This is a genomic window from Klebsiella sp. 141203, from assembly GCF_032601985.1.
Taxonomy (GTDB): domain Bacteria; phylum Pseudomonadota; class Gammaproteobacteria; order Enterobacterales; family Enterobacteriaceae; genus Klebsiella; species Klebsiella aerogenes.
Genome location: NZ_JAQIRL010000003.1, coordinates 429005 through 450168 on the forward strand (window position 1 = coordinate 429005; position 21164 = coordinate 450168).

General features: G+C 51.3%; 20 protein-coding genes and 1 pseudogene. 10 read left to right on the plus strand and 11 right to left on the minus strand.

Features of this window, described 5'->3' with window-relative positions:
* Nucleotides 1-76: 76 nt before the first annotated feature.
* The 5 genes from PGR29_RS14640 to PGR29_RS14660 form a co-directional block, all read right to left on the minus strand.
* Nucleotides 77-283, minus strand: coding sequence for a hypothetical protein (locus tag PGR29_RS14640; protein WP_043876083.1), 207 nt, complete (start codon nt 281-283; stop codon nt 77-79).
* Nucleotides 280-714 carry an endonuclease domain-containing protein gene (locus PGR29_RS14645; protein ID WP_316424758.1) on the minus strand — a complete coding sequence of 145 codons (435 nt, stop codon included), beginning with the start codon at nt 712-714 and terminating at the stop codon, nt 280-282. The genes PGR29_RS14640 and PGR29_RS14645 overlap by 4 nt, the downstream gene beginning before the upstream one ends.
* Before the next feature lie 10 nt (nt 715-724).
* Entirely contained in the window at nt 725-1189 is a 465-nt protein-coding gene (locus PGR29_RS14650) for a hypothetical protein (RefSeq protein ID WP_316424759.1), read from the minus strand.
* Nucleotides 1182-1556: a hypothetical protein gene (locus PGR29_RS14655; RefSeq protein WP_043876086.1), complete on the minus strand. Its 375-nt coding sequence runs from the start codon at nt 1554-1556 to the stop codon at nt 1182-1184. Before PGR29_RS14655 ends, PGR29_RS14650 begins: the two co-directional genes overlap by 8 nt.
* 1110 nt (nt 1557-2666) lie before the next feature.
* Nucleotides 2667-3845 carry a site-specific integrase gene (locus tag PGR29_RS14660; protein ID WP_316424760.1) on the minus strand — a complete coding sequence of 393 codons (1179 nt, stop codon included), beginning with the start codon at nt 3843-3845 and terminating at the stop codon, nt 2667-2669.
* A 701-nt stretch (nt 3846-4546) separates the two neighbouring features.
* Between PGR29_RS14660 and PGR29_RS14665 the strand changes: the two genes are divergently transcribed.
* Nucleotides 4547-4861 carry a hypothetical protein gene (locus PGR29_RS14665; protein ID WP_049059946.1) on the plus strand — a complete coding sequence of 105 codons (315 nt, stop codon included), beginning with the start codon at nt 4547-4549 and terminating at the stop codon, nt 4859-4861.
* Here PGR29_RS14665 and PGR29_RS14670 read toward each other — a convergent pair.
* Nucleotides 4858-5667: a DUF4225 domain-containing protein gene (locus PGR29_RS14670; protein WP_316424761.1), complete on the minus strand. Its 810-nt coding sequence runs from the start codon at nt 5665-5667 to the stop codon at nt 4858-4860. The genes PGR29_RS14665 and PGR29_RS14670 overlap by 4 nt on opposite strands.
* A gap of 201 nt (nt 5668-5868) precedes the next feature.
* Here PGR29_RS14670 and PGR29_RS24935 point away from each other — a divergent pair.
* A pseudogene (locus tag PGR29_RS24935) lies at nt 5869-6222 on the plus strand (DEAD/DEAH box helicase); the annotation flags it as partial.
* 96 nt (nt 6223-6318) lie between these two features.
* Here the strand turns inward: PGR29_RS24935 and PGR29_RS14675 are convergent.
* Together PGR29_RS14675 and PGR29_RS14680 are read right to left on the minus strand one after the other, a co-directional pair.
* A complete protein-coding gene (locus PGR29_RS14675) occupies nt 6319-6837 on the minus strand; it encodes a hypothetical protein (protein WP_045391971.1) in 519 nt (172 codons plus the stop codon).
* 1 nt (nt 6838) lies between these two features.
* Nucleotides 6839-7627, minus strand: coding sequence for a winged helix-turn-helix domain-containing protein (locus tag PGR29_RS14680; protein WP_087859743.1), 789 nt, complete (start codon nt 7625-7627; stop codon nt 6839-6841).
* A gap of 645 nt (nt 7628-8272) precedes the next feature.
* Between PGR29_RS14680 and PGR29_RS14685 the strand changes: the two genes are divergently transcribed.
* From PGR29_RS14685 to PGR29_RS14720, 8 genes are all read left to right on the plus strand, one after another.
* Nucleotides 8273-8821 (plus strand): fimbrial protein, encoded by a 549-nt coding sequence (locus PGR29_RS14685; protein ID WP_015369827.1) that lies wholly within the window; start codon nt 8273-8275, stop codon nt 8819-8821.
* Between the two features lie 69 nt (nt 8822-8890).
* Nucleotides 8891-9439: a fimbrial protein gene (locus PGR29_RS14690; protein ID WP_213793542.1), complete on the plus strand. Its 549-nt coding sequence runs from the start codon at nt 8891-8893 to the stop codon at nt 9437-9439.
* 40 nt (nt 9440-9479) lie between these two features.
* Nucleotides 9480-11951: a fimbria/pilus outer membrane usher protein gene (locus PGR29_RS14695; RefSeq protein ID WP_308957830.1), complete on the plus strand. Its 2472-nt coding sequence runs from the start codon at nt 9480-9482 to the stop codon at nt 11949-11951.
* A 26-nt stretch (nt 11952-11977) separates the two neighbouring features.
* A complete protein-coding gene (locus PGR29_RS14700; protein ID WP_308957831.1) occupies nt 11978-12754 on the plus strand; it encodes a fimbrial biogenesis chaperone in 777 nt (258 codons plus the stop codon).
* An 11-nt stretch (nt 12755-12765) separates the two neighbouring features.
* Entirely contained in the window at nt 12766-13371 is a 606-nt protein-coding gene (locus tag PGR29_RS14705) for a fimbrial protein (protein WP_113373002.1), read from the plus strand.
* Nucleotides 13368-14432 carry a fimbrial protein gene (locus tag PGR29_RS14710; protein WP_087859739.1) on the plus strand — a complete coding sequence of 355 codons (1065 nt, stop codon included), beginning with the start codon at nt 13368-13370 and terminating at the stop codon, nt 14430-14432. The genes PGR29_RS14705 and PGR29_RS14710 overlap by 4 nt, the downstream gene beginning before the upstream one ends.
* Before the next feature lie 9 nt (nt 14433-14441).
* Complete coding sequence (locus PGR29_RS14715; RefSeq protein ID WP_087859738.1) at nt 14442-14981, plus strand: fimbrial protein; 540 nt, start codon at nt 14442-14444, stop codon at nt 14979-14981.
* Between the two features lies 1 nt (nt 14982).
* A complete protein-coding gene (locus tag PGR29_RS14720; RefSeq protein ID WP_113373001.1) occupies nt 14983-16650 on the plus strand; it encodes a PglL family O-oligosaccharyltransferase in 1668 nt (555 codons plus the stop codon).
* Between the two features lie 32 nt (nt 16651-16682).
* Here PGR29_RS14720 and PGR29_RS14725 read toward each other — a convergent pair whose 3' ends face one another.
* The 3 genes from PGR29_RS14725 to PGR29_RS14735 form a co-directional block, all read right to left on the minus strand.
* Nucleotides 16683-18710 carry an ATP phosphoribosyltransferase regulatory subunit gene (locus tag PGR29_RS14725; protein ID WP_308957833.1) on the minus strand — a complete coding sequence of 676 codons (2028 nt, stop codon included), beginning with the start codon at nt 18708-18710 and terminating at the stop codon, nt 16683-16685.
* On the minus strand, nt 18619-19887 hold the full coding sequence (hisS, locus tag PGR29_RS14730; RefSeq protein ID WP_113373000.1) for a histidine--tRNA ligase: 1269 nt from the start codon (nt 19885-19887) through the stop codon (nt 18619-18621). The genes PGR29_RS14725 and hisS overlap by 92 nt, the downstream gene beginning before the upstream one ends.
* A 116-nt stretch (nt 19888-20003) precedes the next feature.
* A complete protein-coding gene (locus PGR29_RS14735; protein ID WP_015369839.1) occupies nt 20004-21140 on the minus strand; it encodes a histidine decarboxylase in 1137 nt (378 codons plus the stop codon).
* Nucleotides 21141-21164: the final 24 nt, after the last annotated feature.

Consider the following 21164-nt stretch of genomic DNA (forward strand, 5'->3'; position numbering starts at 1 on the left):
AATGTTGGGCGGCTGTCCTCGCCCTTATTTGCATCAATCCAGCTGAGCACGTCGCGTGCAATAATGAGTTTCAACATTATTTGTTATCCTTAGTTTTGAAGATGTAGCCTTCGGAAAGTAACCACTGATAGAACTGACCAATTGTGATTTTATCTACTGCTTTGTCGAATAACTCTGGCTTGTTCAGTGGTTCGAGCTTGATTTCTGATTTCTGCATGTCCTGTTGCTGGTGGCTCCAATAGTGCTTTAACCAGGCTAAGGATTGTTGCGGGTTTTTGGTCATCGGTAATACTCCAGGTGGTGAAGTTGGTCAAAGCGGACGGCGTAATACACCGCAAACTGTTTTAAGATAAATCCGAAGTCATCTTCTTTGAGAAAGCCGTTCCTACGGTCGAGCGCTGCGTCGTATAACTCATCGTACAGATCGCTATGATGACCGAAATAAACTTCCCATAAGAGCGGTGTGAAGTCTTCACGGTAGGCAATGCGAGACAAGATGCGATTGAAATCGCCTTCAATGGCATTCGTTACACGGTTCAGGATAAGGCGGCAATGCCCTGTTCTGTGGTCGTGGTCAATAACTGGATCTGTCAGTGGCGAGCCTGTTATGAAATCTTTCCCGCCCTGTTCGGCGGTCATCTTCTGGCGATAGGCGCTGGCGCTTTTCTGAGAGAGCTTCGCCGGGTTTCTCTTCTGAGCATAGTGAATGAACATAACCTGTCCCTTACCTCGCAGTGTCCGCGAGGGCGACACGTAAACGGCTGGCGAACGTCTGGGCCTCGGCTGCTGCTGCGGCTTGCGCGGCTGCTTCTGCACGTTGACGGCGTTCCTCTTCGGCTACGGCTTGGGTGTAATATTCTTCTGCTTGAGCCATCAGGGACGCCATAAGCTGGGCTTCTGCCTCTGTGGTGAGGGCAGTACGGTCAGCCTCGATTTCATCTTGCTTGCGGTTCAACACAATGCGAATTGCAGGTTCCCCGGCGTTATAGAACGGCTGGCGGTCATAGTCGGCTATGGTGTACCCGTCGAGGATAGCTTGCTGTAGCGTGGTGAGGATCACAGGGTAGAAGTCTGAGATGCTGAACACATCAGACAGATGGGCTTCAATGTATCCTGAAATGTAACTTTCACGCTGGGCCTTAAATTCTGCTTTTACTTCACGCATTAATGCGGCTGGTAGTTTAGTCACGCTTTTGTTTCTCCTTGATTTCTAATAGTCGTTTGATGTTGATGCGGTTGCAGCGTGGGCAATAAAACGGACTCTTCCCACCGACGAGGTAAGACGTTACGTAATACGTTTTGCCCTGGTAAAACTCCATGCCGATGTAGCAGGATTGCAACCATCTGTTGATTTCGCGGTGATCGTTGCCATTGCTCCACTCGTTTACGAAGTCCTCGAAGGTGAAGCAATGTTGCATCACTTCCTCAGCCCAATACATAAACGCTACTCGCTGCGGGGTGGTTGGCATTCCGTACTGGCGTAGCCTGTCGCGGTAAACGTGGAACTCAAAGCGGGGGAGCCATTCGGCAATGGTTTTTAATGTCTGACTTTTCAACTGTAATGATTTTCCTTATGTTCAAATGCAGGAAAGCCCCCAGGAAGGATTGATCCAAATGTCCAACACAACCACCCAGATTGGGTTCTGGGCTAAGGAGAAAAACATTCGGCAACCTGGAGGCTTTATTCTGCGGAGAGTGTACGACGTTGCGCACGGTCATGCTTGCTACTATGGGAATAGCGTTAGGGGATTAGATTCTATAAAAGGCGGCGAGATCTCGCGTGTATTCCCCGATGGGGTACGCTCATACCATGTGACGAATGAGCACCGTTTCAACATTGCTTCCTTATATGATTTATAATACAGGAAAAAGCACTTTTTGTCAAGTTATTTTGTTGACTTTTGTATTTAAATGTGATTTGAGAGTTGTATTGTCTGAATCTGCATGGTCGGAAGTGGATAGTGGGGATACAGTGAAGCTGTCAGAGAGAACGGCCCGGAGCACTCATTAGAGCGTATGCATTTGATCGGGGGGCTTCCACTCTCAACAACGTCAGGTAGCGCCGCTGGTGGCTCTGCGAATCATCTTCTGGACGTTGCACCAGTGAGAAGGGCGACGGCTGCACGATGTGCCAGCTTGGGCGCTGCTCTCGCTTCGTCTGCTGAGTTCTGCGCTGCTTTCTCTCAAAGGATGGGTGGACGTCAGGGAGACAGGCTGTAATGCGTTCAGGGGCTGCTGGTGGACGTGGTTAAATGAAGACGGTAATCATCGAGACGACTCTCCAGCATACTCTGGAATCTCATCGAGATGGATCTCTGGTGGTGGTTATCGGTGAGTAACAGGAAGGGATTATTATAAAGGTTAAGTTAATGATAGTTGGATCAGTGCATGACTTCGGATTACTCATACCTTCGTAGCTACATCAGGTAGTAACAAGAACAGATTATTATCAGGGTAGGCTAATGGTTAATTCAGATCGGAGGTAGAGAGTACACCTGAGTAGTGATTGATACACAGGAACAGACATACTCTCTCTTTCATGACTAACATGAAAGAATACTATTGTACAAAGGTAGCTCTATCCCTTCGGGATAACAAACCTCCCTCGCTTCGCTCGCGAACTTCGTGTGTAGGGTAGCACATTTCCTTACTGAAAGTCAACCCATTTACCATAAAAATTTAACGATTTCCACATGTTTTTTTAGCTCCTCCATGCTCGCGCCCTGGGAATAGGTGCGGAAGGCTTCCGTCTTCGATTTCTGGTCTGTGTGTCCCGTTATGGCTCCGATCCGCTGTTCTGGTACTCCTGCACGGTCTAAGCAGGTTATGAACATACCGCGCAAGCTGTGGAAGCATTGGCGGTCTGTGGCTGTAGGAAGCACACGACGGCGTAGTCTGGTGAACGCTTGAGAGTAGAAGGGGCCTTTCTTGCCGTCCTTCCGGTTAATCCTGTTAGCCTGTGGAAACAGGTATTCGCCGTAAGCGTGACTCAAATACTCATCGACAATCTCAGATAGCCGGGAGTGAATAGGGACATGCCTGATCCCCGCTTTGGTCTTTGACTTCGAGATGTAGAAACAGCGTACACCTTCCACCGTTTGGATCTCTGACTTCTTGAGGCTTGCCAGTTCATCAAGGCGGCATCCTGAAAAGAGTCCCATAGTGATAATGTTCCTGATCTCTGGCTCTGCTGAATCCAGTAGCTTTTGCATCTGGTCAGGATCGAACGGCTGATAACTTTCAATCGTCGCCCTCGCTTCGAGGTTCATGCCGTGAAACGGGTTATCCGGCGCTATGTCGTCATGACTTCTCCGAGCATACTCGTACAGGCTCCCCAGGCACGTTAGCCAGTTCTGGACGGTTTGAGGGGCTTTCTTGCCCTGCTGGTTGATGAACATCGTCACTTGTGACCGTCTGATCTCAGTGATTTTAACATCTGCCCGATCCAGCGATGCGAGAAACACCTCGACGGCGCGAGCAGATTTAGCCAGCGTCGAGAATGAGCGCTTGTCTCTGTATTTGTCCGCGTATTGATCGCGGATAGTGGTTAGTGTCGGTACTGTTTGGAGTGGGGCGCGTAATGTGGCTTGCTTATGCAGTCCTGCGATGGCGTGTTGTATGCGCCTTTCCTCCGTATCCGGGGAATACTGTTCTTTCAGGGTTTTCCACTCGATCAGCATGTGATTACGGAAATGTTTTGCTGCTGTCAGATCCCTGGTGCCTGTAGATTTCCGGTACAGGCGTTTCCCTCCGAAGATGTGGCGCATGTACACCGGAATGAAGATCTGGAACATCCAAACGCCGTCAGCAGTAGGATATAAATAAGATTGGGCCTTGATAGACATGAGATTCTTCCTCTACAATCTCCGTCATCAACTACCAGTTTTGAGATCTTTCAAGGCTGTTAAGGGAGGTTGTTCGATTCCCTTCGCCCGCTCCAAATCTTATTAATAATCAATAAGTTAGATTATTCAGTCAGTTACGTTGCTCTGCTTTACAGGTACAACTTAAACTACCCATTGTACTACGCCCGCACCTGTCGCGTGATTGGTCTGTGGTACAGGGGAGCATATCTTCACACTGGCAGTCGTTCCATCGTTCATACTGCGACAGTACAACAACGAACAAAAAGCCGCATACCTGGCATAACTCCCGAACAGATTGATCACACGCATTTAAGCCCGATGTGTGGCCTTGTGGCTGCGTAAACAGGTGAATAGTGGTAAACGTACCTGCACACGATATGCAGGTTCTGCCAGCGCTTCGCTCACGCTCCGAAAGATACACGAGCACCCTGATAAGGTGTGATCCTTCTGACAATCTGATTTGATCACTGATGACTTTCGCAAAGCTAAACCAACCAGGTTGGCCTGATGAAGTCGCTACGCTTGTTGCTTGTACCACTAACGGGGCTTTATGGCTTCTATTGTCTGAAATCTGATACATTGCATAAACATCATGTGGATTGCTGTAAAATTCATCAGTATGATTGCTTGCACAATCAGCGATTGGGAAAGCACTTCTGGAAGATAAGGGACGAGACGATATGAAAGTGACTGATGAGGCTTTGTTACGTTCAGGGTTTACGCAGCCTGAATTGCAGAAGATAAAAAGCAATATTGAAAAATATGGAGGAACGCTTGGAGAGGCCATAAATGACCTCGCCAGGCGATTTGTTACCTTGGCGGGAGTGGTGGCTGTGTGTGCCTTAATCCTACTGCTACTTATCGTCTTCAGCTCACCTGATAGAGCATTTGCATGGGGGCTGGCGATGATCTTTGGGGTTGCCATTATGTTCTTTGCACAGCCGCCGGTAATTTCCTATAAATCCTGGCGTTACCGAAAAACTATCAAGGATTAACTGGTTCCATTTTCTGTTGTTAATAGATCGAAAATCACTTTTGCTTTAACACCATAACCGACAATCTTCATTGTTAGCTTAGGAGTGTTCATTGTGCTGACTTTGCGATAGTAATCGTGTGGAAGCCAACGGAATAATCTCCAGGCTCCAGTTTTTCGAGCGAGTCCTACAATGCTGTACACACTGGCACCAAGAGTAACACCATTATAGAGAGCCAGGCCCGTGTTAGGATTAAATCCCATGAACTGGGCCGTATGCATCGCGGAGTCAGCAATGATGCCTTGCGAGGGTTTATGTCCTGCTGGCTGATCAAAGTTGAGCACTTCTTTCGTTAATCCGTTCATTCCATCGGCAATCAGGACTGCCCCAGCCAGCATACCAATCGGCCCCATAGTGGATAACATCATAAAGCCACCAAAGAGAACCACGCCTGATAGCACCACATTTACAGCGGATATAACATAACCGACGGTTTTATTGTTTTCCCTGACAAACTCGACCTTTGCATAAAGTTGGGCGGCTCTGGTTCTTAACAGGCGTTCTTGTTCTTGCAAATTATCTGTTTCGGCACGCAGATTCTTGATGCATGCAATGCATTCTTCATCGGTTTTAGCTCGTCGTGCTGTTTCAAATTCTTTATATACAACCTGTTTTATCTCTTCGACAAACTTGATTCGTGTAATACCATCTTGCAAATAGAATGCTGACAGCCGGTTTGCTGTTTCGACGAGTTTCCGGGCTTCAAGATTCACCATGGTATCTGACCATGTTCTGTTCCAGCCCCTGTTGAGCAGCGCAATATCCATTAAAGACTCCTTCCCAAAATGTGTCTGGTCATTTTACGTGCAGTAAGGTCGAAGACAACAGGAAATGCTTTCCCAACGTCTGATTTTAGCGGAACGAACACATAATCAAACTCTGAGACTCCACATGGTAATTCTCTATTTTTCATCGTCCGACGTTTCAAACGTCCTGGAGTACGGGCAGGACTGCGAGCGCGTCACTAGCGTAATAAGCAATGCCCCATCAAGCGGAAGCTAGTACAGGCTGCGTTTAATACGCAGACCGAAGAGTTTTACTTTAACGCTGACGATTCTGTTATGTCGTTCCGTGAATGGAAAGAGGCGAACGGAATTGGCCGTAAGACCCACACCTGCCGCGCTGAGACTGAGCAATGACTAAATAAAGAGCCTGCTCGTTATATTGAGCCACTGCCGCCAGACTTCCCCGGCGTTCGCCTGGACGATGCCACATTGAAACCGCGCGAGCACGCCGTCCCCGAATCGACAACCGGACAGAATGCTTTTCTCAAAGCCTGCCGCGAGTTCCTGATTTGCGATGATTCCATCCTGAAAAGAATCTGCTAAAGCTGGGCGCTGACTCTATGACCGATCATCCGTGGCGATTCAGAGAGATACATCAGGTCATCCTTAACCCGACGCATATCCAGAAGGTGATTAATCTGCGAAGTGATTCATTACGCAGGCAAAGCGGGGTGAAAAGTTATCGCCAATAAGAACCGTTTCCTCATTCAGCCGCTTTAACATATACAGCTTGTCGGCACGTTCGTAAGCGTCGAAGAAAAGATAATCGACAGCGTCCGTTGCTTCATCATCGGGGGATTTTTCGCGTCCCTCGGGAGTGAGCATGAAAACGCCGGCAGTATGTCCAAGCGGACGAGCATACCGAAAGAACAATTTTCGGTTTACAGCAAACTCGCCGTCATCGCTTTTGAGCTTTCCTTGCACTGATAATGAAAGGTGCCCGGAGTTGTAGCTGGTAATCAGCATGATTCCGTGGAGTTCCTTTTTGGTATTCTGGATGTCGAGTATCGACGTGAATTCCGAGGAGCAGGAAAAACTGATTTCTTGTTTTTTAGCATTCCCAGTGATAATCAAATAAGCGATTGCTGCCAGCCCAATAATGACGATTACGACTGACCAGAGTAAAAAAGAGTGATCGCTTTCCTGCTTCATATCATTCCTCATGATGGCGATACTGGCTGATGCAATGGTAATAGCCGAGGTTGAGGCCGCATTCAGCGGCAAACGACCAATCAACCAGGTTATGGTTGCTCGCCCAGGTATTAAGATACAGATCTTTAGGGTGCGAGCAGTTGGGGCTAATCCCCACGGACTTGAAAATATCCAGCGCTTTCTTTTCGCTTATCGTGTCTGTGAGGGCATTTCCTAATATATGTACACGGCATTGCTCGTAGTCGATGGTGCGCAAGATAGCCGCGTCTGTCATGGCGATATGATTGGGTATCCATGTTAACCACGCTGTCGCCAGCACGGCGATGCTGGTAATTAACGCTGTGATAGCGACAGGCCACCGGTTTGGTTTCTTTCTCCTCGGCGTCGATGCAACATAGGCAACTCTGGCGGCCGTTTGCGCTTCTTCCATTTGCTGAATATTGATATTGACGTCGCCCATCCGAAATCCAATACGAGGAATGGTAACGATGAGTTCTGCAGGATGACCTGTTGACGTAATGGCTTTACGCAAAAATGAAATGTGCTGGTTAAGATTCGCATCCGTCGCCCTGGCGCCATTCTGCTGAAAAACATTCAGCAGAATTTCATCGCGCGAAGATATCTCTTTACCATTTTGCAACAAATAGAGCAGTAATTGTGTGGCCACATTATTCAATGTAGCTATTTCACCAGATGCCACGTCTTTTAGGGTATTTTTAAGTGGTCTGAAAACTAAACCATCACCAATAATTACGGATTTAATTTTGTTTATTGGTATATGAGAAATCACTGATGTCTCCTTTAAAGCAGGATATCTCGCATTCGAGTGGGGGAAGCAACAGCATAACATAATTCATTTATAAAAAGAGGTTGTGCCATAGATCGCTTTATTATCATTTACATAACAATATTTTAATATTCTTTATGTCATCATTCATTCTCCTTCCTTTCTTTCACTATCTTATTGTCAGCACTCACTTTTGGTATCCCTTTCAATTTTTAAAAATATTTTATAAATATATTCTGCCAGTTATCTGTTCTAAATTAAAAAATAGTTGATAGTTAAAAACTCTATAAAAACCATAAATAATAGACATTAACACTGTTGGTTGCGTGTTTTTTGACTGATTTTTAGGTAAAAGATCGATCTGCAGGCGGGGGAGCAACACGATTTCCTGAGTTTGATTGATTCCGTATTTTGGCATTGTGTCAATTTTTCGTCGACTTAATATAAGCCCCGAAACAGCGTAAACGACTGTGGACGGTATTTCTGATGGAATACCAATGAACTTCAAAATACGGTGCGGCTTGAGATGGATTGTTTGCAAGGATATGCGCTGCCGCCACCGCGAGATCGGGCTTTCCCGGACAGGAATTGTCTGTGGAAATAGATCGTCGAAATAACCAAAACACAGATATAAGGTTAAGTAGTAATATGAAAATGAAAAACGTGGCTGTGGCCTGTGCGCTGATGGCGGGAATGACTTTTACTGCATCTTCTGCTTTCGCTGCAAAAAATGTTGAACCGACTAACGGTAAAATCCACTTCACCGGTTCTCTCGTTAATTCCGCATGTGGTCTGGCGCCAGAATCCAGCCCGGTGCAGGTGAATTTTGGCGAGATCCCAACCTCTCAGTTAAAAGACAACCAACGGGCTGGCGTTAAACATGCCAAAATCGTTCTGCAGGGTTGCGATACGACTGTCGCAAAAACCGCTACCGTGACTTATACCCCGGCAACGATTGATGCAGACAACAACGCGCTAGCCGCCTTCACCTCTGGTACCGCCAAGGGCGCAGGCATCGGTATGGTTGACAGCGGCAACCAGGATGTTGAGTGGGGTAAAGCTGCCTCTCAGGTCAACATTACCGATGGCGAAACCGACATTGATTTCGTCGCTTACCTGCAGGCAAACAACGCATCTGCAGCGGTAACTCCGGGTGATTTTGAATCTACCGTTAATTTCCAGATCGATTATCAGTAACGATCTGCAGCGGGCGCATTAACGCGCCTGCTTAACCCTTCCTGCGAATAACTGAAAGGAAATGCGGTTATGCCTGGATGGCGTATTTTACTGCTTTTTATCTTCATATCGCCTGCATGGGTTTCGGCTGACACTCAACGTCTTGTCAGTACGCCCGGAAAAATGCGTATGCGGGGAAATATTATTGAGGCTGCTTGTTATGTCGATCCGCGCGACCGGTCGCTACTGGTTGAATTTGATGACCTCTCAGCCAGAGATATTTCCGGAACACCTGAAAAAGTATCTGCGCATGATTTCAGCATTCATTTGCTGGGATGCTCACTAGGGGATTCTCAAAACCCCGGTAATTTGTTTCAACGCGCCAATATTACTTTTTCCGGCGCCCCCGATAGCGACAATCCAGATTATCTGAGCGTGCAATCGGAAACTGAAAATTTAGCGATAGAAATATACGACAGCAAAGGGCAGCAAATTCATCTGGGCAAACCATCACCGGACTATGTACTTAACCCAGGAAAAAATACGCTCAAGTTTACGGCTTATTTGATCTCCCGCGACGGAAGAATGACATCTGGCGAATTTACTGCGGTCACGCATTTTGTTGTGAATTATCTCTGAGCTGCACTGCAATTCGGGTATCTGAAGGTTGCGAACGAAAATGATCACGCTGAAAACAGATAAAAAACGTCTGGCACTATTTATTGCTCTGGTCTGCGCCGCTTCATGGGCTGAAGCGGATGAGGCCATTGAATTTAATACCGACGTACTGGATGCCAGCGACAGGCATAATGTCGATTTACAGCGTTTTTCCGAAGGCAACTTTGTGGCTCCTGGAGAATATCTGCTGGATGTTCGTATAAACAGCCAGGAGATTCCTCAACAGTCAATCCGTTATATCGCCGATCCTGCCAACTCACATAAATCTATGGCGTGTCTGACGGCGCAACAACTCGAGTTACTGGCGCTAAAAGAAGAGGCGTTGACCCATATTCATCCCATTAGCGCAACCTGCTATGACATTTCCCGCCTGCCGGGTGTGGCGCTGAATAATAGCGCAGGCGTGCTGGACATTACCGTGCCTCAGGCATGGATGAAATATACCGACCCAGACTGGACGCCGCCGGAGCGCTGGGATAACGGCGTCGCCGGGCTGATTTTTGACTACAGCATCTCAGGGCAGGCCACGCATTACGAGCAGGGTGGCGATCATTATCGCTCGCTGTCCGGCTATGGGCAGACAGGTTTTAACCTCGGCGCATGGCGTTTTCGGGGCCAGTATCAGGCCAATTACGCTTCAGATGATAATCATGGGCGTATCGACTGGGATCAGATCTATGCATATCGCCCGTTACCAATGCAGGCTGCAAAACTGACGGTCGGTGAAATCTATCTGAATTCTCAGGTTTTTGACTCGGTGCGCTTCACCGGGGTCAACCTCGCCAGCGACGAGCGTATGCTGCCGCCAAATTTGCAGGGCTACGCGCCTGAAGTGCACGGCATCGCCCGCAGTAATGCGAAGGTCACCGTCAGTCAGCAGGGCCGTGTTATCTATCAAACCACCGTTCCTGCGGGGCCGTTTAATATTCAGGATCTGCACGGTTCGGTACGCGGTACGTTGGATGTGCGGGTCGAGGAGCAGGATGGCAGCGTACAAACTTTTCAGGTCAATACGGCTGATATTCCTTACCTGACGCGCCCGGGCTATGTTCGCTACAACGCCGCGGTCGGCAAGCCATCGCGTTATAACCACGACGTTCAGGGCCCTGCGTTTTATAGCGGCGATTTTTCCTGGGGGGTGAGCAATGCATGGTCACTGTACGGGGGCGCGTTGCTCACCGGCGAGCGCTACAACGCCTGGTCGATGGGGATTGGACGGGATTTAAGCTGGCTGGGAGCGCTGTCGGCCGATGCGACGCAATCCGTGAGTCGGGTGAAGCATCAGGCTGAACAAAAAGGCATGTCCTTTAAGCTCAGCTATGCCAAAACCTTTGATGAGTACAACAGCGCGATTACCTTTGCCGGATACCGCTTTTCACAGCGTAACTTCCGCACCTTCTCGCAGTTTCTCGACGAGCAGTATGAAAGTAACAACAGCGCCGGCAACGAAAAAGAGATGTACACCGTTACCGGCAACAAAACCTTTTTTGCTGACGATCCGCATTTAGCGACCACGCTCTACCTCACCTATACCCACCAGAACTATTGGGATCGCGGTTCCCAGGATCGTTACGGGTTATCGATGGGACACAGTTTTTCCTTCGCGGGTATCCAGGGGATCAGCGCCAACCTTGCGGCTTATCGCTCTGAGTATCAGGGCAAACGGGACGACAGTCTCTCGCTTTCAATTTCAGTGCCATGGGGCGATGGCCGCTCTATGGATTATGAATTACAGAACAGCGGTAACCAGACCAGCCAAATGGTTTCGTATTCCGATAACCGCGATCGCAACAATCCGTGGCGCTTGCGCGCAGGGGTTTCCGGGGAAGGTCATACGGCATTTGATGGCTATTACCAGCACCGCAGCATGATGGCGGAACTGGAATCCAACGTCAGCTGGCAGCAATCACGCTATTTCTCCGTTGGCGGCACGGTACGCGGCGGCTTAACGGCGACGCGTCACGGCGCGGCGTTACATAACAGCCAGGCGTCAATGAATACCGCCAGAGTGATGGTTGATACCGATGGCGTTGCCAATGTGCCGCTTAACGGCGAACAGGCGCACTCAAATCGTTTCGGTATTGCCGTCGTACCGGACGTCGTCAGCTATCACAGCTTTGATACCCGTATCGATGTGGACGCCATGGACGAGGACATTTCCGCGACCAAAGCGATCGTGACTAACACCCTGACGGAAGGCGCCATTGGCTACCAGCGCTTTGCCGTCGCGCAGGGGCAAAAAATGATGGCGCTGCTGCGCCTGAAGGATGGCTCGGTGCCGCCGTTTGGCGCCGAAGTGTTTAACGCCAACGGCGTCAGCGTCGCCATGGTGATGGAAAACGGCATGGCCTGGATTGCGGGGGTGAATCCGTCCGAGCGTCTTTCCGTTGCCTGGGCTGGTCGTGCGCAGTGTCACTTACAGGTGCCGCAACAAATCAACCCGGAAGGTAACGTGCTGTTGCCTTGTGAATAATATCAATAACCTGAATGAATTTTGTCATGAATAATAAATCTCTTAATTTCGCGCGCCGTTGGCTTAAACCCGTGGCCTGTGGCCTGTTTTTTATTGCCCAGATCAATGCTTCGTGGGCGGGTATTGCGCTCGACCGTACACGCATGATTATCACCGGTGATGCTCGCTCGGTAAGTGCGAACTTAACCAACACCAGCCCGAGTATTCCCTTTCTGGCTCAGTCGTGGGTAGAGGACGCCCACGGAACAAAAATTACCTCGCCATTAATGGTCTTACCGCCGCTGCAACGGATTAACGGTGGGCAGAAGGGAATCGCCCGCGTGACGAAAACCAGCGGAGTTAACGCGTTGCCACAGGATCGCGAGAGTCTGTTCTATTTGAACGTGCGTGAAATTCCGCCAAAACCGGATAAGCCGAACGTACTGCAGCTGGCGATGCAGTCGCGGATCAAATTGTTCTATCGGCCGACAGCTATCGTGCCGGAAACGCCGGGGGCCGTGTGGCAAAACCAACTGACCTTTCACAAACAGGGTCAGCGCTGGACCGTGGATAACCCAACGCCATACTTCGTCACCTTAATCGGCTTAAGCCGCAAACCTGAAGCCCAGGGCGGCGGCAGGCTGACTGATTTCCCGGGGATTATGATCTCGCCGAAATCCTCCCTCGATTTCAAGGTTTCGGATGCCAGCGTCAGCCAGTTCAGCATGATGTACGTGAACGATTTTGGCGGTCACCCTGAATTGAAATTCAGCTGTACAGGCAATGTGTGTAAAGCATTGCCGATGGAGCAACAGCCCCGGTAAAGGACTCGTAAATGAAAAAGATGCTTTGCGCTCTGCTGATGGCAGGCATGGCCTGCTCGGTTCAGGCCACAAGCGGCCGCCATGATATGAGCAACGTTTCCGGCGAGTATGGCAACGTCCGCTTTCATGGCCGGGTATTCGTTTCGCCGTGCGTGCTGGATATGGCTTCACGCGATCAGACCATCGATCTCGGCGATATTTCCGCCAGCCGCTTTCGCCAGAGCGGCGATCGCAGCGATCCGGTATTGGTGACGCTGCACCTGAATGGCTGCTTAAAAGGCTCCGGGCACACGTTAAAGGATTTCCCTGGGCAGACCAGCGAGCTCCCTGAGCTGGCGCACAGTACGGTGGAGCGTGGCGTTTCGATGACTCTGATGGCCGAAAGCGCGCCGGAAAACAGCGATCTTGGGCGGATTCGCGGCGATGTGCGCGGCGCGGGCATTCGGCTACTGACCGAACGCAACCAGTTGATCCATCTGAATCAACCGCAACGCATGTGGATCCTCAAACCGGGCGATAACGCGATTCACTTTCTTGCCGCGCTAGAATCTTTTGGGCAGGAGGTGACCGCTGGCGACTTTAACGGTCTGGTCAGACTTAAGCTGGAGTATCTATGAGCGTATTGCACAAAGCACTGCTGTGGGTCGCCCTGGCGGGCTGTCCGCTGGCCGGGCAGGCATTTACCCTCGGAGAGGGAGAACCACAGGGCGGTTCGCCGCATCAGTACGATATTGAACTGAGCTCGCTGGATGTCAGCAAAAACCACGAGGGCGGCAGAACGGATCCGTTCACCTGGAATTTGGGCAGTTGGTATGTCGTGGATTTTCATTGTGAGCAGGCCGACATCTCGCGACAGCCGATTTACTACACCACCACGACCACCATGCCGCCTTCTAATCAGGGAGCGAACCGTTTTCGTCTGAATGAGTACCTGGATGTGGAAGTCCAGGTATGGGTCGCCGGGCGGTATAACAACTATGTTCAGGCGCCGTTCACCAACTTTTCGAATCGCTACAACGACCATAACTGCAAAAAGCGCAAAGGCTACGAGCGAGCTACTAACATTGAAAGTGGCTCTAAAGGGAAAGTGACGTTTATTGTCACTAAACCCATTATTAACGGCATCAATATTACCTCTCAGTCGCTGGTGGAGGTTGCTGGACGTCTGGGCAACGCGGGACCTACGCCGACAACGCCAATTTCCCGTGTGGTCATTAAATCCGGGCTCATTACCGTACCGGACAAATGCATCTTTAATCGGGGAGACAAAATCAGCATTGAATTTGGCGATCTGCCAGGCTCCGCCGCCCGGCTCAACGGCACCAACTACAGCAAGTCGATCCCCATTCATGTGGTCTGCGAGGGGGGGAGCTTCGATCAGGGCGCGTTGAACATTAATCTTGGCGTACAAACTACCACGGCGTCAGGCACGGCGGGGTTTAACGATCATCTCCTCGGCACGCTGAGCGGTGGCCAAAAACGCGACGACCTTGGCATTGTGATTAAAGACGCGAGCGGCGGCACCGTCGTGCCCAATCAATTCTACAACGTGAAGGGTTTTTACCAGAATCAGGGCGACTGGAATCTTACCGCCGCGCCGGTGGCAAAACCGGGCGTGGGAAGCGTTAAAGAAGGTGAGTTTGAAGCTTCTGCCACCGTTGTCGCGCAGTTTCAGTAGGGGGATGCCATGAGATTTACGGCGTTAATCGCGACCAGCGCGCTACTGCTTGGCGGCTTGGCGCAGGCCGACACTAAGCTGGTCGGCGGCGATATGTATTTTCACGGCACCATTCGAGCGTTGGCCTGCAGCCTTGTGCCAGGAGGCGACAAAATCGAGGTCGATTTCGGGCAAATCGCGACGCAGGATCTCTATCTCTCGGGGCGCAGTAAGCCGAAAAAATTCAGCATTGAGTTACGCGACTGCAACCCGGAGGTTTTTCGCGGGATCTCGGTCACTTTCAGCGGGCGTGAGGATGCGGAGTTGGCGGATCATCTGGCGCTGGATAGCAGTGAACAAGGCGCCTCCGGAATCGGCATTGGAATGAGCGAAGAGGATGGTACGGCAATCCGCCTTGATGAAAGCACGTCAGTCAAAGAGATTACTGAAGGCTCGATGACGCTGAACTTTTTGGCATGGGTCGCGGCGGAACCGTCGGCGATAAAAAATCAGACTCTCGAATACGGCCCCTTCAGCGCCAGCGGGACCTGGACGCTGAACTACCAGTAGCATGATGAACGCATTGCATCGTATTGCGCCGCTGCCGGCGCAGAAAGTATTGCTCGTTGTCAGTCTGCTGTTCTGGGGCGGGGCAATGCATCTCTACTGGCCGAATAACGGCGGTAGCGGTTTGTCGTTGCCGCTAAATATTACGGCCTGGATTTATGCCGTTGTGCTGGCAGCTAGCGCATCGATGCTGGTACCTCGTCAACGCTGGCGGATAACTATACCCGCAGCGGGGTTTACGATGGGGGCGCTCATTCTAACGCTGCTTTGTCTGTTGACGCCTGAGGTTTGGCAGTCCGAGGCGCTACTGGTCGCGGGGGCGTTGCTGGGAGGCGTGCTTGTTTATTTGGCGACGTTGCAAATTCCGCTTACGACAAACACGCTGACAGTACTGCTGGCTCTGCTCTGGGGCGCGTGTGTCCTCGAATGTCTGGCGTTTACCTATCAATACTGGCATTGGCCGGGGGTGAATTACTGGGAGTTTGCCTGGCGGCGCGGTACGCGCCCCTACGGTATTTTTCAGCAGGTTAATCTGATGGCCAGCTTCACGGCGTGTGGCGTGCTGCTGTCAGCATTGCTCTTTTTACGGCTACGTGGCGGATATCGAATTATCATCGCGATTGCTCTGGTGCTAATGGGATTTGTACTGCATGAGTCTCAGTCGCAAACCGGTTACCTGTCTGTGGCGGTAGGCGAGGCCTTGCTGCTGGCGGTTTTTCCTGCGCAGCGCCGTACGCTGCTGTTACTTCTGCTGCCGCTGGCGATAGGCATGATTGCGGGCGCGCTTGCCCGCCATTTCTTGTCGGTGGTGACGGTTAATCACCTGACGACCTCCCAGGTGCGCTGGACGGTGTTGAAAGCATCGCTGGCATTATTTGCCGAACGTCCGTGGGCAGGATGGGGCGTGGGCAGTTTCGCCGCCGTGTTTCTTGAACGCGCGGGTCCGTTGGGGCTGAGTAGCATCTCGCATCCGCATAACGAACTGGCGCTGTGGCTGGTGGAGGGAGGGCTGATTGGATTGCTGGGGGCGCTTTGTTTTATGGCGAGTGGTTTATGGCTCTGGCTATACGGCAATCGCTGGCATCGCGCCTGTCTGGTGGCGGCGCTACCCGTCGTTATCCATATGTTGACGGAATACCCCGTCAGGCAGTCAACGCCACACTGGCTACTGCTGATTTTGTTGCTTCGTTGCGCAGACTGTAGGCGAAAGGGGGCACGGCTGCCGTTCACCCTGGCGACGCTGTTGCGTGCTGTGGCATTGATCGCGGTTGTTGTCATCACACCATTGCTGTTTCTCACGCTGCATACGCAGCAGCAACTGACGCTGGCGGAGCGACAATCAACACAGTGGCGTCTGGCCGAATCTCTTCCTGTAGGAGGCTGGTTGCTTGCCACCCGCTACCGGTTTGATGTCCAGATGGGGTATCTACAACGATACCAACATACCCGCGATGAGCGTTGGCTGGCAGCCGTTCGCCGCTGGGCGCCTGACTATGTGCGTGTTCAACCGGACCCGAATGTCTCCTTCACGCAGATCTTGCTGGCCTTACAGCAGCGAGATCTGGCTGAGGCGCATCGTCTGGCGACGCGCTTTTGTCTGTTATACCCGAATGATAGGCGTATTCCATGGCTGCAGAATGCGCGACGTCCTTTTAATCAAATAATGGAGTGAGATAAGCAAATCCTCTTATCGGCCCACGCCCATTACTGAGCCAGAACGACCTGCGCGAGCCGATCGGTGATGTTATCAAGCGTGCAAATCTTAATACGATGGTCCCGTGAATCAGAGAGGATAACCGTTTCTCCGTCGCCTTCGATTTCAAGAATAAATCTCGCCCCCAGGCGCCTGGAATTTTTATAGCGGGTGCTGATTCGTTGGGGAGAGCAGTCGTTGATGATGCTTAAATAGGGAAATTGCTGACGCAGGCTACGCCCGAGCAGCATTGCCTTAGCAGCCACACGAGGCTGGCCTGCAATAATCACAATGTCGGTCGGTGGATGCGCTCTGGCGGGTTGGGGACGATAACCGAGCAGAGTGACAATCGGCTCCATCATGAATGCAAAACCGCAGGCGGAAACCGGTTTTTCAGCAATACGGCTGGCGCAGGCGTCGTATCGGCCGCCACGGCTGATAATTAACTCGCGCTCCATGGCAATGCTGCGCCATTCAAAGACCAACTGACAATAGTCATTGGCGGGAAACAGCGCAGGATCGTATTGCCAGGCAATACCGGCTTGGGTCAGGGCGTGCTGAAGGCGCTGGAACCGATGACGGGAGTCAACGGTAATAAAATCCGCCAGGCAGGGCGCCGCAGGAGCAAGACGCTGAAGAAGGATATCCTCATGATGGATCAACCACTCCGGATGTTTCTCCAGCCAGTGCTGCTGCTCCGGGTTCAGCAAATGCGCGATGGGCTGATAATAATCGCGTAACGCCCGGCGGAAAGCCGCCAGCGAGGGCTCGTCACCCAGCATATTAATATGCAGTTCCGCCATTTCACCGAGGCCAATACGCCTGAAGAAAACCGCCTGCATGACCAGATGCTCGAGTTCGATATCAACGCCCGGCATGCCGAATGCTTCGACGCCAATTTGATGATTTTGCCGGATATCTCCATCCAGGGAGCGTTGACGGAACATGGCGCCTGAATACCAAATCCGGCTCATTACTGCGGTATGAGGGTTATCGGCCATCAGGCGTAGACATCCGGTTGTTCCATCGCCACGTAATTTTCCCTTGTCGGCCATCACCGGGCCGCCTGGGGCGAATAGCGATGTATGTTCAAGTAAGGGTAACCTGATTTGTTGATAGCCATGCTGGCGCAGAAACTGTTCAGCCTGAAGTTCCAGCCAGGTCCACTGTTCTGACGGGGAGGATTCATATTTACGCGGGCGGCCGCAATGTCTTGCCCGCAGCGGCCTTTCCATCTGGGCTTCAAGTTGCTGGCTCAACGCTTGCGAGGCGAGCAGGCAATTTTGCGCCAGTGCATGGCGGATTCTGGTCACCAGCGCCCGATTTACCGGTTGCCGGCAGAACTCCTGGAAGTGGGCCTGTCGCTGTTGCTCATTCTCACCGAGCTTGAGCCAGGCAGGATGAGGAACTATCAAACCTGAAGGCAGATTACCGTGACTATGGCACCCCGGGCTCCCGTCTTCGTCACATTCAATAAAGCGTTTTACGGCCAGGAAATAGGTTTCAGGTTCCAGCGGGCTGCATAGGTAGCGGCTGTCCCACAACGCGCCATGCCGTTGGTAACGACGATTATAATAAGGCACATAGCTGCGTCCGATATGCTGAATAAAACGGCTCAGCGCCTGTTTATCCGGAGCGCTGACCAGCAGCAGGATACGTGGAACGGCAAGTGACCAACTGTGAATAGACACGGCGTAACGTTGCGCCGCGTCTTGCATACACCGTTCGAAGGCTGAGTAATCCTCCTCGTGGCGGAATAACTCCTCGCCATTATGCCCGCGAAGCTGCGCCAGATGCGGCATCCCCGGAATAAATAATCTGTTTTTTCTCGGCATGTCCACGGTTCTCTGCTTAAGGATCTCGCTGTGTGTCAGGGTGAAATGCTGAAGGCGGGATAAGCGCCGCGACGAGTACCGTCCTGCCGCACGGTACCCAATCTGGACGTGTTTACTGACAGTGCTGTTGCAGCCAGTCAATGAGCGCTTTCTCTTCGAGCGACATTTGACGGGAGCTGGCGAGGTCCCATAGCCGTATCTCATTGTCGGTATTCAGCGTGATTATCGCGCGACACTGGCTTTGTAGGGCGGTTTGATGCTGGCGTTTAAGTTTGTTGCCGCTGCAATCCACCATCACGCTTAACTTCTCAATACGCTGGCGCAGAAGCTCCGCCAGCATCTGGGCCCGCAGGCCATCATCCTGACATTCACTGGTAATGACCACGTCTGGGTGAAAATGCCACAACGGATTATCTTTCTGGCTGACGGTCTGAATCAGTAGCAGCAGGCGTTCGATACCGATGGCAAAACCGCAGGCTGGCAACGCCTTCGGATTGAATAACTCCGCCAGGCCGTCGTAGCGGCCACCGCCGCAGACGGTACCCTGCGAACCCAGTTCATCAGTCACCCACTCAAACACGGTGCGGGTGTAGTAATCCAGCCCGCGCACCAGACGCGGATTAATGGTATAGGGGATATCGGCCTTATCGAGCAGTTCGCAAAGTAGCGAAAAATGGCGACGGGAGTCTTCGAACAGGTAATCCAGCAATCGTGGCGCCTGTTCCAGCATGGGCTGCATGGTCGGATTTTTGCTGTCGAGAATACGTAATGGATTGGTTTCCAGTCGTTTGAGGCTATCTTCATCCAATTGCTCACGATGAGCATTAAACCAGTCAACAAGGGCGGCTTTATGCGCCCGCCGTTCATCCGGCGTGCCCAGGGAGTTAATTTCCAGCCTGACATGCGGGGTCAGGCCCAGCTCCTGGAACAAATCCCGGACCATAAAAATCATTTCAGCATCGACGTCTGGCCCGGCCATGCCGAAGGCTTCAGCGCCGAACTGCGTGAACTGACGCAGTCGTCCCTTCTGCGGGCGTTCATAGCGAAACATCGGGCCCTGATACCACAGGCGCTGGGTTTTGTTGTAACACAGATTATTTTCCAGCACCGCACGCATGCAGCCGCTGGTCCCCTCGGGACGCAGCGTAATCTGTTCGCCGCTTTTATCCGTAAAATTGTACATTTCTTTGGCAACGATATCTGTGGCTTCGCCAACAGCACGTTCGAATAAGGCGACCGGTTCCAGCAGGGGTAAGCGGATCTCCTGGTAGCCATAACGGTAGGTCAGACGACGGAATTTATTTTCAAGCCATTGCCAGATTGGCGTTTCGGCGGGCAGTACGTCGCGCATACCACGTATGGCTTTTAACTTTGCACTCATCGTTTATGACTCCTGATGCGAAATTCCCATATACTGTGCAGGTCTGGCGGGTTCCGGTTGGCGCTGCAACCCACCAGATTGTCCAGCGGGCAGCGGCAGTTTGCCGCTGCTCACTCTTATGCCGCCCGTTGCGCCAGGTCGGCGATTACGTCATCGATCAGCGCATCAATCCGGGAACTGTCCAGGTGGTGAGCGGTGGTGATCAGATGGGCCACGTTGCCGGACGTTGCCAGGCAGTGTTTCTTCCATACCCATTCAGAAGGCTTCGGAAAGACCACCGTGATGGAGTTTTTGTGGCACAGCGCGTCAATACCTGCTGCTTTAAAGCGATCCACGGCGTATTTCGCCATGTTGAGGCTGTGACCAATGCGGCGATGCCATTCGGCATCGGTATGGCTGCGAACGGCGGCCCACATCATCAAAGGGGTGTGACCGTTGCGTGACCCTGAAATCGTTTTATCGTGGGCGGAGATGTAGTCGATCTCTACGCTGATACGGTCGACGTTGGCTTTCTTGGCTACCACAATGCCGCATGGAATCGGGGAGCCGATCATTTTGTGTCCGGAAACGCCAATCGAATCGATACCATCCGCGAAGGTAAAGGGTTGTGGGTCCTCCACGAAAGGCAAGATCATGCCGCTTAGCGCGGCATCCGCATGCAGATAATAATCTTCACGTGGGATCCCCAGCGCAGCGATACGCTTCTGTATCTCAGCGATATTATCAACAGCGCCGCGTACCGTTGTGCCAATATTGGCGAAAATGATAGGATGGCGTTCGCCTGAGGTCCTGATTTTATTGATTAAATCGTCATAATCCATTTCTCCGTCTGGTTGAGATTCCACCAGTTGCGATTTGATACGCAGCAGTTTGACGATTTTAGCGACGGAATAGTGAGTATCTTTTGAATAGTAGAGCGTGCCTTCCGGGAACAGCTCTCTTCCCAGATAGCAACCAAACATATTACTTTCTGTGCCGCCGTTGGTGACATAACCCCAGCTTTCCGCAAAGGGGATTTTGAATATGCCGGAGAAATACTCCATGACTTCTTTTTCAAAGTCGAAAGAGTTGAGTAAATAGTTACAGTACTCTCCCCAGTCACCACAGTTATTAATTGAGAAACGCAGAAAACGCTCCAGCATGGTGTAATCAAAATCAGCAGATTCAGGGTAGCCAATATTAAAGTAGCGATTTTTTACACAGTATGACCAAAATGCATCGAGTTTATTTTGATCGGCAATAGATAAAGACATATGAATCTCCATATTTATGTTGGT